Below are 15185 nucleotides of genomic sequence, written 5' to 3' on the forward strand. Positions count from 1 at the left end.
CCGGGTATCTAGGAAATTAGATAGCCTGGATGTTGGTGGCCTGAGGACCCTTGGGGCCCTGCTCGGTTTCGAAGGAGACCTTCTGGTTCTCTTCGAGGGAGCGGAAGCCGGAGGAGTTGATCGCGGAGTAGTGCGCGAAAACGTCCTGCGAGGAGTCATCGGGGGAAATGAAGCCGAAGCCCTTTTCAGCGTTAAACCATTTGACGGTACCAGTAGCCATTATTTTTGTCCTTCGTGAAGGTGGAGGAACTGTCCCGACTTTCGGGTCCTCCTGTTTGGGGTGCTCAAAACCGCTGCTTCAGAAGAACACGGGCTTTCGACCGTGCGTACTGCCTGAACTACGAACTGCATAAACACAACAACAAGATCTACTCTACAGGACGGATGGGCAGGCGGTTTACCACGCGTCATAAAGGGGCTTAGGAGACGGGCTGCTTCTCCCGGCTCAAGTCCGCAGCCGACGACGTCGTCCCCGCCTCGCGCCCAACGCCCGGCTCCGCCGGGCTGCCAACGCGGGCCCGACCGACGCGTCGTTCAACGGCGCGTCCGGCGGCGATGGAGAGCCGGTGGGCGGGCCGCTCGACGGAGCGGTAGAACAGTTCAGCGGCCAGAAGCGAGGCCGCGGCGGACACCGCGAGCGCCAGGGGCAGCGAGACGTGCCGCAGCAAGGTGACGCCGGCCAGGATGATCGGCAGGTGCACCAGGTAGAGGCTGAAGGAGACGCGGCCCAGCCATTGCGCCGCGGCGGTGTCCCCGAGCCTCTTCGCGGAGCCGCACAGCAGGAATACCAGGACGATCAGCGTCGCACCGACGGTAATGAGCGCCTCGACGCCGGCGATCGGCTGTGCGCGACTGACCCATTCGGCGTTCGCCAAGAACAGGCCGGCGGCGGTGACCGGGAGCCAGACGAGCCGCGGCCAGGAACGCGTCAGCCTGCGGATCCCTTCACGTTCGGTGCCCAGGATCGCGCCTATGGCGAAAATCGGCAGATAGGTCAGGGCCTCCACGTGCAGCACCCCACCCACCACGGTGAGCATCAGCAGCATGCCGAGCTTCAGGTGCCAGAAGCGCCGCCAGCGCAGGGCAAGGAAAACGTAGGCCGGCAGCAGCAAGGAGAACAGGACTTCCCACCGCAAAGTCCACAATGGAGTGTTGAGGGTGCTCGCGCCCAGCAGCAGCAGGCTGTCCTTGGCCGCCCGCGCGAGGCTCGGGTCCACCACGTACATGTCCGCCCAGGAGCTCTGCAGCGGCGACGCCGTGCGCGGAATGAGTGCAATCAGCGCGACCGCCAAAGCCAGGGCCGCCCAGGCGGGCACGTAAAGGCGAAGCAGCCGCTTGGCGTAGTACGGCGCCCAGCTACTGGCGGCGCCGGCCCCTGTGAACGGCAGGATCAGTACGAAGCCGGAGAGTACAAAGAAGACGTGGACGGCCGGGGTGCCGTTCCAGAGCAGGTGCAGCGGGGAGAACACCGCCCACGCCCCGCCCGTGTCGAGCGGCGCTGACCTGTGGTCGAAGACCACTTCCCCGATTTTCGGGAGCGTGGAGATCAGATGGCAGGCCACCACCACCAGGGCGGCGATCCCGCGGAGGCCGTCCAACTGCGTGACTCGGGTTTGACCAGACTGATTCCGCATCCGTTCCATGTTACCAGTTCGTTACATTTGGAGAACGACGGCGTCCGAGCCGCCGTGAAGTGGTGGTGCCGTTCCGGTCCCCGGGCTAGGCGTCAATATTGGCAGTGCTGGACTCGGCGATCCGTTTGATCGCGGCGAGCGTCCTCGGTATGCCGTCGAGTGCCTGCTGGGTGCGGTCCGCGATTTGGGCGTCTGCCCCGTCGCCGAATTTCTCACCGAACATGGCGATCCCCTCCGGCAGGAATTCCCACGATTCGCTCAGGACGGTTCCGGCGTCGGACTGGGTGAGGGTGAAGCCCCAGCGGACATACTTGCCGCCTACCACCCAGGCGAACTCGCGGCCGCGTTCGGCAGCCACCACCTGCGACCGGGTCTCCCAGGACCGCGTGGGGAGCTCGTTACGGCCGGTGAACCAGGCACCGATTTGGCCGGCGCTGCCCTGGTCGTCCCACCAGCATGACGTACAAACCGGGCTCCACTCACCCGTGCGAGTGATGTCGGAGACCAGGTCGTAGAGGGTCTCGGCGGATGCGTTGACCGTGACCGAATCCTGGTATTGGCGGATGCTGCGCTGATTCATGAGGTCCATCCTTACAGACGCATCCCTCTTCCGCCGCTGGTTGCCGCCGAAGGTAGCCACTGCCCGCGTCAGGAAGATCTGATCCTGCCGCGAGCAATCCGCAGCTCTGTGTTCTCCGAATTGCTGGCATAAGCATCGGAGCGGCCGCACACCGGCCGGCCCGCCACCGCAAGCCCGCACCCAAGGAGCAACGCATGACCACCACGACCCACACCAGGACCACAGCCCGCACCACCGTCCAGAAGGCAAGCCTCGCCGTCGGCGCCGTCTTCCTGCTGGTCGGCATCCTGGGCTTCGTCCCGGGGATCACCACCAACTACGAGTCGCTGCAGTTCGCCGGCCACCACTCCGAGGCCATGCTGCTGGGCCTGTTCCAAGTCTCGGTCCTGCACAACGTCGTCCACCTGCTCTTCGGCGCTGCCGGCCTGTTGCTGGCCCGCTCCGCCACCGGTGCCCGCTCCTTCCTGCTCTACGGCGGCGTCATCTACCTGGTCCTGTTTGTGTACGGCCTGGTGGTCCCGGAAGATTCAGCCGGCGACTTCGTGCCGCTGAACAGCCTGGACAACATCCTGCACCTGGTGCTCGGCGCCGGCATGATCGCGCTGGCAGTCATCCTCACCAAGGGCCGCGCCAAGGCCCGCAACTAGGCGCGCGCCGCACGCAAAACCACACCTCTCAACAACCGCGCCCACCGGACTCCGGTGGGCGCGGTTGTTCTCCGTCGGGGGAAGAACGGCAAGCCCTAAGCTGGGTGCCATGACCACCGTCCCGGCGAAACGCAACTCCCTCGGCTCACGCGTCTCGCGAGCGGTGCAGACCCTCACGCCGGGGTACTTCGCCCTCACGATGGCAAGCGGGATCATCTCGGTGGGGCTTGAGCTCGAAGGGTTCGGCGCACTCTCGGCCGCACTCCTGGTGGTCTGCGCGGCCTCCTACGCCGTGATCCTGCTGCTCAGCCTTGCGCGGCTGATGAGGTTCCGCGCCGATATGCGCAGCGACTTCCTGGACCCGGGCCGGGCGTTCGGCTTCTTCACCTTCATCGCAGGAACGAATGTGCTCGGCGTGCGCCTGGGGATGGCGGGGTGGCCCGGTACGACGGCGGCGCTCCTGGCCCTCGCGGTGCTCGCCTGGGTGGTGCTCGGCTACGTTGTGCCGTGGACCGCGGTGCTGGGCCGGGACGAGCGGCCTGTGGTGAAGGACGCCAACGGCTCGTGGTTCATCTGGTGCGTGGCCAGCCAGTCCGTGGCCGTCGCGGCGGCGTCACTGGAACCCCTCGCTGGGCCGGACTGGCGCGCGGTCCTGGCGCTGGCCGCCGTCGTCGCCTGGTCGGTGGGGCTCATCCTGTACGCGGCGGTGGGGATCTTCGTCTCGCTGCGGCTGATGACTTACCCCATCCGGCCCGAGGACCTGCGCCCGCCGTACTTCGTGGCCATGGGCGCCATGGCGATCAGCGTCCTCGCCGGGGCGCGGATTGTGGAAATGGCCGGCGCGCCGATGGTGGATGCGACGCGCGGGCTGGTGGCCGGCTCCTCCGTGGTGTTCTGGGCCTTCGCCTCCTGGCTCTTCCCGGTCCTCCTCGCCGCCGGCTGGTGGCGGCACGTGATCCACCGCGTGCCGCTGCACTACGAACCCGCCCTCTGGAGCGTCATTTTCCCGCTGGGCATGTACGCGGTGGCGGGGATCTACCTGGGGCGCGCCGACCACCTGCCGCTCGTGGCTCTGATCGGCCGCACGGAACTCTGGCTGGCTGTCGCGGCGTTCCTTGCCACCTTTGCCGCGATGCTGTGGCACCTCTGGGTCACGCTGGTGCGCCCGGGGCGGTGACACCAAGGTGACGCGGCCGGTACTGGGCGTGGGGGCGGGTTGGTGTGCGGTAATGCCGCCATCCCGCCCCTTAGGGATCATCCTGCTGACCCTGGGCGGTACGATCTGTTTCATCGACGGCGCAGCAGCGCTGCCGACTGGAGCTCGCATGTTCGACGGCGTTCTGGCTGCGGTCGCACTCCCCGGACTGTTAGTGGTGGTTCTGACGGTTGTTGCGGCCGTCATCCACGCCAGAGACATCAAACGCCGGGATCCGGTCCGGCGTTTCAGCCGCCAGCAGCGCCGGGAGGGTATGGCCCGCGCCGGCGGCCAGTGCGAGATGGAGGCAGGACTCCGGCAGCGGTGCCTGCTGCCCGCTGAACACGGTGACCACTTCTATCCGTGGTCCAAGGGCGGATCTACCAGCCTGCAGAACTTCGTCGCGGCCTGCGCCAGATGCAACCGGACTAAGGGCGCGCGGGTCCCCTCGCCCGGTCAGCAGGCAAGGATGGAACGACGACGGCGGGAGTACGTAGGGCCGGTCGGTTCCGTCAGCGTCGGCGCGCGGCAGCCGCTCTCCTGAGCGGGCCGGGACCGGGCGGTTCCTCGCTGAACGCAGTTGGAAATCCGGCGCAGGCGTGGCAGGAACCGGGGAAGAGAAGGCGCGGCCGTTCCGTCAATGCGCAAGGTGCGCATAGTGCCAGACTAACGGTCAGGGAACTCTCGCAAGGAGACAGGTTATGAAGTTCCAGCCATACCGTTCACCGTCAACCGGGTGCGAGGTACGCGCCGTCCTCTTCGACACCTTCGGCACAGTGGTGGACTGGCGCGCTGGCGTCGCCCGGCAGGCGGCCGCCTTCGCCGCGGCGCACGGGCAGGATCTCGACGCCGAGGTGTTCGCCGATGACTGGCGCGCCCTCTACCAGCCGGCGATGGAGGCCATCCGCTCCGGATCCCGCGCATTCGCCACCCTGGACACACTCCACCGCGAAAACCTGGATCCGGTGCTCCGGCGCCACGGCTTCGACCCGGACGGGGTGGAGGCAGGAACCCTTGACGAGCTGAACAAATCCTGGCACCGGCTGCCGCCGTGGCCGGACAGCTTGGCGGGGCTGGCCGCCATCCGCCGTAGCTACATCGTGGGCCCTCTCTCCAATGGCAACACCTCGCTGCTGTTGGACATGGCCAGAAACGCCGGCCTTCCGTGGGACGTCATCATCGGCTCGGACATGACACGCACCTACAAGCCGCTGCCCACGGCCTACCTTCGGACAGCGGAGTTCCTGGACCTCAGGCCTGGTGAAGTGATGCTCGTGGCCGCCCACAACAAGGACCTGAACGCTGCCCGGGAGGCCGGGCTGGCGACAGCCTTCGTCCCCCGCCCCACCGAATACGGCCCGGGCCAGACCGCGGATCTGACGCCAGAGAGCGATTGGGACCTTTCGGCGTCGAGCATCGCCGAACTTGCCCACGAGCTCGGGGCCTGAACTGGCCACCGCAGGTTGCGCCGAGTTGCCCAGCTATGCCTGAATCACCCAGCGGGACCGTGCTACCTCAGGTAGGCGCCCGGCCCGGCGAGGCTAACTTGCGCCCCAAGCTCGGCGTCCCTGAAGGCCTTGTCCCAGTCGTCCTTGTCACCGGCGACGTACCGCCGGCGCTGGACGGACCACCGGCGCAGATAGGCAGATGCCGGGGCGGCGATCGGCGCCGGGCGCGGTGAAAGGTGCGGGGTGGGTGGACGGTGGAGCTTGGCTGCCATGGCGGCGCGCTGGGCGACCCGGGGCCTGCCGCGCACATGTCTGACGACCGCCACTGTAATGACGAGCGCGACGACGAACAGCCAGGTTGCCACGATCACGTAGGCCATGACTGCCAGGAATAACAGGAACCCGATAATCCGTGCCATGCCGACATTGTTCCAAGCAGGACCGGTTATGGGAACACCCCGACCGTTACCTGGGCCGTCGACGAACCAACTCGCGACCTGCAACGCGGCTCTGGAGCGGCGCAACGCAGCCGAGCAGTCTCCGGCGAGATTGCCTCCAAAACTTTCGGCGAGGCATTACTGACGACGGTCACCGCGACGACGCTGGCAGCCACCATGCCCAGACGGGCCTCTGCCAACTGCGAGCCCATTCCATGGACGAGGATGAGTGCCAACTGAGGAGCCGCGGCCGACCGGGAGGGCGAAGTAGGGGTTGGTGATCTTTGGTGGTGAAATCGCAAGGATTGATCTGCGGGTTGTACTCCGCGGCCGTACTCCTGTTGGTGGTGCTAAAGGCAAACAATGTCACGCCGCCAACCACCAGCAACAGGACGACGGCACCAACGAAGATTTTGGTTCGTGGATTCATGACCCCCTTCCCACTCCTTCGAACAGGCCGGCCGCCGGCGTCACGGACCTCCTAAAGAAATATTCCCGCATCACCGGTTCGGATGCTCCCCGCGGGTCTAGGGTGAGACGGTCGGCACCCGCCGCGAAAACCCTCAAGGAGGGTGCATGACTCCCAGCCAGTCCAGCTCCGAACAATTCGGCCAGCATTTGAAAAGCGTCGGCGGCTCAGAGGCCGACGCCAACGGTTCCGCCTACGTCGTCACGGAGGAAGACACCGTGGAAAGCGTCGTCTCGGGCCTGCGGATGAAACAGCAGGAGCACGGCAATCAGGCCAGCGAGCCCTCCATCCTCCATGCCTCGGCCCAAGTCCTCATCAGCAGGCGCGATGAGCAGGATCCGGCCCATCACGCGGGGACCTCCCAACAGGGGACGTACCAGTTGGACATTCACTTCGGCGGCGGCCACAGCACCCGGGAACCCATCCCCGAAAAGGACCTGGAAACCGCCCAGATCTGGGCCCAGGGCCGGATCGACGCCCAAGGTGCAGACTTCGGTGCCATCTATTTTCCCTCCGGCGGCGGCATTGCCCCCGGAACGGGTGCACTGGAGTGCAGCTACGACCGCGCGGTGGGCTGGTACCGGTAGGCTGCGCGTCCGCGGGTTTATCCTGCAGAAAGACCCATTCGCTGGCCATCAGTTCCCGGAGGTACTCATGGAAATGCCCAAAGCGTCCGACGGCGACAAGGAGCGCTTCCGCGCTGTGGTGCCGGAGACTCCCGAGGTGATCATCAAGCCGATGTTCGGGAACCTGGGGGCGTTCGTGAACGGCAACATGTTCGCCGGCCTGTTCGGCCCCACCATCGGCGTGAAGCTGTCCGAGTCGGACCAGGCGGCGCTCGAAAGTACCGAGCGGACCGTTCCGTTCGGGCCGGCCGAGCGGCCCATGGGCGGCTACACCGGCTTGCCGGAGGTCTGGAACGGCGAGGGCGACGGCGATGAGGCGCGCGCCAGGGCCTGGGTGGAAAAGGCGTTCGAGCACGTGGCCGCGCTGCCGCCTAAGCCGCCCAAGGCACCCAAGTCCCCCAAGGTACCGAAGAAGTAGTCATGTCCTCCCCCGGCGCGGGCCCAGCCCAGAAGGTCGATACCCTGGTGATCGGCGCGGGGCAGGCCGGCCTGGCGACGAGCTACTGGCTGAGCCGGCACGGCGTCGACCATCAACTGCTGGAACGGCGCGACACGCTGGGCGGCGCCTGGCAGGACCGCTGGGATTCGTTCTACCTGAACACCCCGAACTTTTCGTTCCTGCTGCCGGAGCTGAGCTACGACGGCCCCGAGCCGGACGCCTTCCTCCCCCGCGACGAGGTGATCCGGCTGTTCCGCGACTACGCCGCGCGGATCAAGGCGCCGGTCCGGCTCGGCACGGAGGTGACCCGGGTCGGCGTTGCCGACGCCCGCTTCACGGTCGAGACCAATCAGGGCCGCTGGGACGCACGGAACGTCGTCCTGGCGAACGGCGCCTTCCAGCGACCGCGGATCCCGGCGTCGGCCGCCAAACTCCCCGGGCACATCCGCCAGCTGCACAGCCACGACTACCGCAACGCGCAGCAGCTTCCCGACGGCGCCGTGCTGGTGGTGGGCACCGGGCAGTCCGGCGGCCAGATCACCGAGGACCTGCTCGACGGCGGCCGGGAAGTCCATCTGTCCGTCTCCACCTGCCCCGAGGCTCCGCGCCGGTACCGCGGCCAGGACGTTTTCCACTGGATCCTGCAGCTCAACCTGCACGGCCCCGAATTCGGCATCAACGGCCTCCAGGCGGACCAGCTGCCCTCGCCGGCCGCGCGCTTCATGTGCAACCCGCTGATCTCCGGCAACGGCGGCGGCCACGGCATCCACCTCCGGGACCTCGGCCGCCGGGGCGTCCGCCTGCACGGCCGGTTTGAGGGAACGGACGACGGCGCCCTCGTCTTCAGCGACGACCTCCCCGCACGCCTCGCTCTGGTGGAGTCGGGGTTCCGCGAGCGGCTGGGGCGGATGGCCGACGCCTACATCGCCGCGGGAGGCATCGACGCGCCGCTGGCGGAGCCCATGCCGGCGGACGACTGGCTGCCCGCCGACTCGGGGGCGCGGCTCAACCTGGCGGCCGAGGGTGTCACCTCGGTCATCTGGTGCACCGGCTACGGCTTGGACTTCGGCTTCCTCGACGTGCCAGTGCTCGACGAGTGGAACTACCCGCGGCACAACCGCGGCGTCACCGAGGTCCCGGGCCTGTACGCCGTGGGCCTCCCTTGGCTCACGAAACACCTGTCGGCCACGCTGTCCGTGGTGGGCGACGACGCGGAGTTCGTGGCGGGGCATATCGCGGGGCGGTGACGGGGCGGGTCCACAGAAGGTGTGCCGACGCTGTTGTGGGCCGCCGGCGGGTCCGTGCTACGTCCTGTAGGCCACCGATCCGGCCCACCAGCATGCAGACCTCGTCGCCGCCTGCGCGAAGTGCAACCGGGCCAAAGGCGCCAGGATTCCGTCGCCCGGTCAGCAGGCACGGATCGAACGACGACGGCGGGAGTACGCGTCGACGGTGGACTTAGTCGGCCCCCGTGAGCGGCGACGACTAGTCTGAACGGTACGCTTTCGGCGCTTCACCGCCCATCGCGGCTTCCCAGCAAGGCTTGTCTCCGTCGAAGATTGCCATCGCGCCGTTCGGAGCAGGTTGGCGCCAACTTCGGACTTTACTGACGCACCCGGGCTGCTTTCATTAATCAAATCTGGGGATTACTAGCAACTAAGCGGCATGTTCAGAATAATTTGGACCGTCAGCGGGGTGGGTATCCGACAGCAACTCGGTAGTCATAGAACACCTGTCCAAACGTCCAAAATAAGCCGCTCTCTATGCTTTCCCGCTGCTGTGCAATACTCTAATTCCACATCTAATTCCTGGGGGAAATCATGGTCTCAATACAACGGGCGCGGCGTCTTGCCGGCGCCTTTACCTTTGTATTCGCGCTTGCGCTGACAGCCTGCGGCGCGCCGACTGCGCCTCTCGCTGCTGCGCCACCCTCTGCGGTGGCGTTAACGCCAAGCAGCCCCACAGCCACCCGAACTCCAGTGACTGCCACTCCGACTCCTTCACCCACAGTTCCGTCCGCGGCACCCGTCATAGCGGCGCCCGTTCCTGCACCGTCAGCTCCACCAGTTCCCGCGCCTGCAGCGGTCGCGGCTCCGCCTATTCCCGCACCTGCACCGGCCGCTGTCGCGGCGCCGGCGCCCGCTTCCAATGTAGTCGCCGGAGTGATCGTGCCCGGCGCGTTTTGTCGCAACGCCGACGTCGGAATGCGTGGTCTGGCAGCCAATGGCAGGACCTACACCTGCGGCGGCAAGGGCGCTGACGCCAATGGCCATTACCACTGGAACGTCTAACTAGCGCGGAGTGGTTCCGCTTAACGGAAGCGGATCCTCGTCGGGACAACCGAGGCTCCGAGCCTTTCAAAGTCATTGAGATAAGTCTCGGAGGAGATATGGCGCCTCACCATAAGTGTGGCAGCATTTTCTGTGGCTTCCAGCCGCCCTGATTTTCCGATTTTACGGGAACAAACGCCGACAAGGGACGACAGCCGCGCCGGACGCGGCCCATCCCGTAGGCGCGTTTTGACGAATATTAGTAAAGCCGGCAATGAAAGCAGCACCGACCAGGGTCGCTTCTACCAGTCTCGAAATCGCGTTCCTGCCTTCTTTCGGACAGCGGCGCGGAACGGGTTCATCCTCCCGGCGTCCGGGAGGACCTATTCGCCACCACGCCCGGCACTCTCGAACGCGCATCTGAAGAACGCCCCTTGGCGCTTGAGGTTCCGTTCCGGTTCGCCGAGTTCCGCTAAGAGGGACTTCGTGGAGCCTGAGAATGGCAATGAGCCTGTTTTCTCAGAGCGCCACCGCAGCCGCCGTCGCAAACACATCAGCCGGCATTGGCCGGTTCAGCTTCCAGGTAATGGCAATCGGTTTCTCCCCCGCGTGCTGCACATAGTCCACCTGGCCGAGGCACGTGTAGGGCAAGGTCAGCCCGGTCTCGTCCTCTGACGTGTCGCGCGTGAAGATCAGGATCTTCGAGCCGTGCGCGGCCCGGTCCAGGTAGCGCCTGCCCGTCGGGCTTCCGGGCGAGGTCGCGTTCTGCGATTCCCAGTGGAACAGCTCCGGGCTGACTGCGTAGTCCTTGTACATGGTGGTGGCCGAGTGCTTTTTGTCGTCCTTGTTAAGCGTGACAAAGAAGGCGTCCGTGGATGTGGCTGGGCACCAGGCAACACCCTCGCGGTGCTGTACGTTCTTCCCAAGTTCCAGCGACCCGTATTGCAGGGCCGCCAGGACCTCTTCACGCCGGTAGGTCGCGTGCGAGAGCAGCGGAATGTGCTGCAACCCCCCACCCAATCCCTTTGCAGCATGCTTTGACGCGGCCACTCCGAGCTTCACCACCTGGCGGATCTCGCTGCAGACAAACTGGTAACCGCGCAGGTAGTCAAGGCCGGCGTCGTACGACTGGAAGCCGCCGCCATCGTCCCAGAGCGTGTAGAAGAGCATGCGGGCGAACGTCTGCTCCCGCATGCCGAGCTCCGCGTAGCGGGGCGCGTCGGCGCCGACGAGCATCGAGTACGCCTCGGCGCGTTCCGGATCGTCCACATGGATCAGCGCGGCCATCCGGCCGAGGAGCTTCTTTTCGTCGGCGTCGGAGAGTTCCCGAATCCTGCCGCTGAGCACCGTCTCCAACGGTGAGAACCCCTCGATCAGCCCGGCCTGGCGGAGGTAGCCGGTCCATGAATCCCTGGTGGACCGGTAGATCGACTTCACGTCGTTCCCAGACCGCTCCAGGTAGGTCTCCAGCTCCGTCTCCGCGTACGAGGCGATGTCCCGGACCAGTTGCGCACGGTTGAACCGCAGCTGGGCCTTGATGTTGTCCAGCACTACTATCTGCGCCACCCGGTCCAGCACAATCTGCGAGCCCGACGGCAGGTAGGGGAACTCGTCCTCGACAGCCCTTTCCAGCTCCTTGCGCCCAAAGCCGGTGAGCGCCCGGTAGCGCAGGTCGAAGCGGAATTCACGGTGCTGCTGGCCGATGAAGTCCATAACAGTCAGCACCGCCTTTCCCTCGGCGCGGCGCAGCCCGCGTCCCAGTTGCTGGAGGAAGATCGTGGCGCTCTGCGTGGGCCGGAGCATCAGAATGGTGTCCACCTGCGGTAGGTCCAGGCCCTCGTTGAAGAGGTCAACGGCGAAGATGCAGTTTATCTCGCGTGCGGCGAGACGCTTCAGCGCCGCCGCCCGGGCGGCGTCGTCGGTGCTGCCGTCCACCGCGACGGACGCGATGCCGGCGCGGTTGAAGACCTCCGCCATGTAGTGGGCGTGCTGGACAGAGACGCAGAAGCCGATGGCCCGCATCTGCTCTGTGCTGGTGACCTTGTCCCGGAGTTCGCGGATCACCTTCGCGGCTCGGGCGTCGTTGCCGGTGTACAGCTTGTTCAGCTGCGCGGTGTCGTAGTTGCCGCGCTTCCACTCCAGCTGGCTCAGGTCGACGTCGTCGGAGACACCGAAGTAATGGAACGGCACCAGCAGATCGGCGTCCAGGGCATCCCAAAGCCGAAGTTCACTGGCGGTGCGGCCGTCGAAGAACTGCTGGGCGACGTCGACGCCGTCGCCGCGTTCCGGCGTCGCGGTCAGTCCGAGGAGCTGCTGCGGCTGCAGGTGGTCCAGCAGCCGGCGGTAGGTGGGCGCCATGGCGTGGTGGAATTCATCGATGACGACGACATCGAAGAAGTCCGGTTCCAGCTGTTCGATACCCAGGGACGCGAGCGACTGGACCGAGGCGAAGATGTGCTTCCACTGCTGCGGTTTGTGCTCTCCGACGTAGAGTTCGCCGAAGGCGCCGTCCTGCATGACGTCGCGGTACGTGCGCACAGCCTGCTTGAGGATTTCCTGGCGGTGGGCGACGAAGAGCATCTTCAGATCTTTGCCGGACGCTTCGCGGAGCCGCTTGTAGTCCAGCGCCGCGATGACGGTCTTGCCAGTGCCGGTGGCGGCGACCAGCAGGTTGTGGTTGAAGCCCTTGAGCCGCTCGGCTTCCAGGTCTTCAAGCATCTCCTCCTGGTGCAGGAAGGGCTGGAGCTCGAGGCCGGTGCCTGCCCCGGGGATTGCTGTTCGCCGGCCGCCGTTGCGTTCGAGTGCGGCGCCCAGCTTTTCGCCGTCGCGTTCCGGATCGTAGCTCTGGAAAGCGCGCTGTTCCCAGTAGCTGTCGAAGGTGACCTCGAACTTCTGCAGCAGGGTGGGCGTGCCGACGGAGCTGAGCCGCACGTTCCATTCCAGGCCGTCCAGAAGCGCGGCCTGACTGAGGTTGGAGCTGCCGACGTAGGCAGTGTCGAAGCCCGAATGGCGGCGGAACAGCCAGGCCTTGGCGTGCAGGCGGGTGGCCTGGGTTTCGTAGTTGATCTTCACTTCGGCGCCGTAACGGTTGACAAGTTCGTCGATGGCGCGGCGTTCCGTGGCGCCCATGTAGGTGGTGGTGATGACGCGGAGTTTGGCGCCGCGTTCCCTGAGCCCGGCGAGGGCTGGTTCGAGGAGCCGCAGTCCGGTCCACCGGACGAAGGCGCAGAGCAGGTCAACTGTGTTGGCTGATTCGATCTCCGTCCTGAGCTCCGCGGCGAGGTTGGGATCGTCCTTGCTGTTGGTGAGCAGGGCCGAGTCGCTCAGCTTGGTGGTGGGGCGGCGCAGGTTGCGCCGCTTGAGCGTGTCCGGGCGGTGCAGGGACTGGAGCTGGGTGGGGCCGGGCGCGATGCGGTCCGTGGTGTCCAGTTCCTGGAGGAGCTTGTTCGCGAGGGCTACGCGTTCTGTTGGCTTGGCTGCGGCCAGGACCCGCCGGACTGCGTCTCCTACGTGCCGGGAGAGGACGTCCGGGGAGTCTTCGTCTTCTATGTCCGCGAAGATCGGTTGCAGTTCTTCCACTTGGCTCAGATGGTCGCCGAGGGCATCCGTGTTAAGAAGTTCGTACAAACCCTCGGGCAGTTGCTCCGCTGCCACTCCCCCAAAGAAATTAGTCACTGCGCCAGGCTATTTTGTACGCGGCCGAAAGGCCAGCTGCGTACCTGGAAAAGGACCGACCAGTATAGAGTCGCTGCCTCAACTTAGAATCACGGCATTGGCAGGACACTTGAATTTTCCGTGTTTATGGAGGGGATGAACATGCAGCAAGATCATGCAGAACTTGTTCTTGCGGGGTCTAAGCAAGACGCCGTGTTGTGGGACGCGCCAGAGGGCCGGATCTTCAACGTCCATCGAGAAGAGGACTGGCGGTTCATACGCGGATCCAAACCAATACTCAAGTGTCCTGTGCGGACTTGTGACGTCAAGCTCGTAGCCGTAGACCGAAAGGGAACCCGCCATTTCCGGAATTCACCCGGCTCAGTTGACTGTCGGCATTTCACAGCTCGCCCAGATGACCACTCGACACGGGGGGCGGTCCGATGTCGCCAGAGCATCTCTGGTATCAACGGGAGATCGCTAAACAGGCTCAGAAACGCCCACACATGCGAGTCATCATCGAGGATTTCGAATCCAATGCCGATGTTCTTATCACCAATACGACGACTAACCGCTCAATTGCTGTAGAAATTCAGCGCTGGGACACCGATATTGAGGAACGAACTGCGCGTCGGATGTCGCTCGGGCACGAAGTTATATGGCTCATCACCGACTCGGCACAATTAACTCCCGAGATGAAGCACCGCGTTTTCACCTCCCGTGGTGCTTTCGTACGCGTCAGGTCATTCGATCTTCCTCACAGAACTCTGGCACCGTGGGACGGCGAACCGCCGCGATCGATTCCGGTTATGGAGGTCTCAGGAACAACAGCGCGCCTCGATACCCAAACAGGGAAAATCCGGTCCGTCAGGATGCCACTGATGAAGGTCTTAGACGAGATTCTGGACGGCAAACGTGAATGGATGTTTCCCGGGGAGACCATCTACAAGACAGTCAGTGGCGCCGGGCGAAAGGGAGGTGCATGGGCCCGCAACATCGACTACGTGAACGCCCTCATTCTCAGTTCGGGATTAGACATTCCATTAGCGCCGGAAACCTCCCGATATGGACGACTCAGCGAACCGGTCGATCGCCCGCCCTACTACCCTGAAATATTTGAGATCGATTGAGCGGTCGATCACGTATGGCGGGGCGCCGGATGATGCCGGGAAGCCCGGGCACCAAGTCCGGCGAGATTGCCGGCTACCTGCGGACCCTGTGCACCTATCGGGCGCCAGCGTCATCCTCATCTCAGCGGTGATCACTCCGGAGAAGAGGCAGATCCTGCGGGCCGAACGTCCCCATCATCCCTGCCGCCACGTGGCGGCCCCTCCGCCTCCGCCCTACGACCGCTGGGCGATGTTGAGGATGTTGCCCTCGCTGTCCAGGAACCAGGCGGCCTTCCCCCAGGATGCGGTGGCAACGCCGTTCTCGGTCTTCAGGCCGGGAAAGTCGTACTCTTCGAATACGACGCCGCGGCCTCGCAGCTCCTCCATCTCGGCGTCCAGGTTGTCCGTTTCCCAGCCCAACTGGGTGTTCTTGGCCGTCCCGGCATTCTCGGTCTGGTACACGAGGAAGCGGGTTCCCTGGCCGCAGTTGTACATCACGCTGCCCTCCTCCATAGATTCGGAGGGTTCGATGCCCAGCTTGTCCCGGTAGAAATCTTTCGCCCTGTTGATGTCCTTCGCGGGGAGGACAGCCATGATGTTTGAATCCTTGAACATGATGATTCCCTTCAGTGCGTCGATGACCGCAGTGATGGCGTTACTCCCCCCGGTTTGGGTTC

Annotated in this window: 15 protein-coding genes; 8 read left to right on the forward strand and 7 right to left on the reverse strand. The window is 65.1% G+C overall.

Features of this window, described 5'->3' with window-relative positions:
* Positions 1-16: 16 nt before the first annotated feature.
* The 3 genes from ACZ5Z0_RS05475 to ACZ5Z0_RS05485 all read right to left on the reverse strand — a co-directional run bounded on the left by ACZ5Z0_RS05475 (position 17) and on the right by ACZ5Z0_RS05485 (position 2214).
* Positions 17-220 (reverse strand): cold-shock protein, encoded by a 204-nt coding sequence (locus ACZ5Z0_RS05475; RefSeq protein WP_011690916.1) that lies wholly within the window; start codon positions 218-220, stop codon positions 17-19.
* Between the two features lie 199 nt (positions 221-419).
* Positions 420-1634 (reverse strand): acyltransferase family protein, encoded by a 1215-nt coding sequence (locus ACZ5Z0_RS05480; protein ID WP_464110220.1) that lies wholly within the window; start codon positions 1632-1634, stop codon positions 420-422.
* 85 nt (positions 1635-1719) lie between these two features.
* Positions 1720-2214: an SRPBCC family protein gene (locus ACZ5Z0_RS05485; RefSeq protein ID WP_464110221.1), complete on the reverse strand. Its 495-nt coding sequence runs from the start codon at positions 2212-2214 to the stop codon at positions 1720-1722.
* Positions 2215-2408: 194 nt separating this feature from the next.
* On the opposite strand from ACZ5Z0_RS05485, the gene ACZ5Z0_RS05490 reads away from it, so the two are divergent.
* Both ACZ5Z0_RS05490 and ACZ5Z0_RS05495 read left to right on the forward strand, forming a co-directional pair.
* Positions 2409-2861 (forward strand): DUF4383 domain-containing protein, encoded by a 453-nt coding sequence (locus ACZ5Z0_RS05490; protein WP_464110222.1) that lies wholly within the window; start codon positions 2409-2411, stop codon positions 2859-2861.
* A gap of 109 nt (positions 2862-2970) precedes the next feature.
* A complete protein-coding gene (locus ACZ5Z0_RS05495) occupies positions 2971-4038 on the forward strand; it encodes a tellurite resistance/C4-dicarboxylate transporter family protein (RefSeq protein WP_464110223.1) in 1068 nt (355 codons plus the stop codon).
* 190 nt (positions 4039-4228) lie between these two features.
* Here ACZ5Z0_RS05495 and ACZ5Z0_RS05500 read toward each other — a convergent pair whose 3' ends face one another.
* The gene (locus ACZ5Z0_RS05500) at positions 4229-4411 is read right to left on the reverse strand and encodes a hypothetical protein (protein WP_464110814.1); all 183 of its coding nucleotides are present in this window, start codon (positions 4409-4411) and stop codon (positions 4229-4231) included.
* Between ACZ5Z0_RS05500 and ACZ5Z0_RS05505 the strand changes: the two genes are divergently transcribed.
* The gene (locus ACZ5Z0_RS05505) at positions 4358-4600 is read left to right on the forward strand and encodes an HNH endonuclease signature motif containing protein (protein ID WP_464110731.1); all 243 of its coding nucleotides are present in this window, start codon (positions 4358-4360) and stop codon (positions 4598-4600) included. The two genes, ACZ5Z0_RS05500 and ACZ5Z0_RS05505, sit on opposite strands and share 54 nt — an antisense overlap.
* A gap of 157 nt (positions 4601-4757) precedes the next feature.
* Positions 4758-5504 carry a haloacid dehalogenase type II gene (locus tag ACZ5Z0_RS05510; RefSeq protein ID WP_464110224.1) on the forward strand — a complete coding sequence of 249 codons (747 nt, stop codon included), beginning with the start codon at positions 4758-4760 and terminating at the stop codon, positions 5502-5504.
* A gap of 62 nt (positions 5505-5566) precedes the next feature.
* Here the strand turns inward: ACZ5Z0_RS05510 and ACZ5Z0_RS05515 are convergent, their stop codons facing one another.
* Complete coding sequence (locus ACZ5Z0_RS05515; RefSeq protein WP_464110225.1) at positions 5567-5923, reverse strand: hypothetical protein; 357 nt, start codon at positions 5921-5923, stop codon at positions 5567-5569.
* Between the two features lie 594 nt (positions 5924-6517).
* Here ACZ5Z0_RS05515 and ACZ5Z0_RS05520 point away from each other — a divergent pair.
* The 3 genes from ACZ5Z0_RS05520 to ACZ5Z0_RS05530 all read left to right on the forward strand — a co-directional run bounded on the left by ACZ5Z0_RS05520 (position 6518) and on the right by ACZ5Z0_RS05530 (position 8722).
* Entirely contained in the window at positions 6518-6997 is a 480-nt protein-coding gene (locus ACZ5Z0_RS05520) for a hypothetical protein (RefSeq protein ID WP_464110226.1), read from the forward strand.
* A gap of 67 nt (positions 6998-7064) precedes the next feature.
* Positions 7065-7454, forward strand: coding sequence for a TfoX/Sxy family protein (locus ACZ5Z0_RS05525; protein ID WP_464110227.1), 390 nt, complete (start codon positions 7065-7067; stop codon positions 7452-7454).
* 2 nt (positions 7455-7456) lie between these two features.
* Positions 7457-8722 (forward strand): flavin-containing monooxygenase, encoded by a 1266-nt coding sequence (locus tag ACZ5Z0_RS05530; RefSeq protein WP_464110228.1) that lies wholly within the window; start codon positions 7457-7459, stop codon positions 8720-8722.
* A 1542-nt stretch (positions 8723-10264) separates the two neighbouring features.
* On the opposite strand, the gene ACZ5Z0_RS05535 is transcribed toward ACZ5Z0_RS05530, so the two are convergent.
* Positions 10265-13420: a DEAD/DEAH box helicase gene (locus ACZ5Z0_RS05535; protein WP_464110229.1), complete on the reverse strand. Its 3156-nt coding sequence runs from the start codon at positions 13418-13420 to the stop codon at positions 10265-10267.
* 485 nt (positions 13421-13905) lie between these two features.
* Between ACZ5Z0_RS05535 and ACZ5Z0_RS05540 the strand changes: the two genes are divergently transcribed.
* Complete coding sequence (locus ACZ5Z0_RS05540) at positions 13906-14529, forward strand: hypothetical protein (RefSeq protein WP_464110230.1); 624 nt, start codon at positions 13906-13908, stop codon at positions 14527-14529.
* Positions 14530-14742: 213 nt separating this feature from the next.
* On the opposite strand, the gene ACZ5Z0_RS05545 is transcribed toward ACZ5Z0_RS05540, so the two are convergent.
* Positions 14743-15123, reverse strand: coding sequence for a VOC family protein (locus ACZ5Z0_RS05545; RefSeq protein ID WP_464110231.1), 381 nt, complete (start codon positions 15121-15123; stop codon positions 14743-14745).
* Positions 15124-15185 lie beyond the last annotated feature (62 nt).

This window comes from Arthrobacter sp. T2-23 (genome assembly GCF_055398325.1).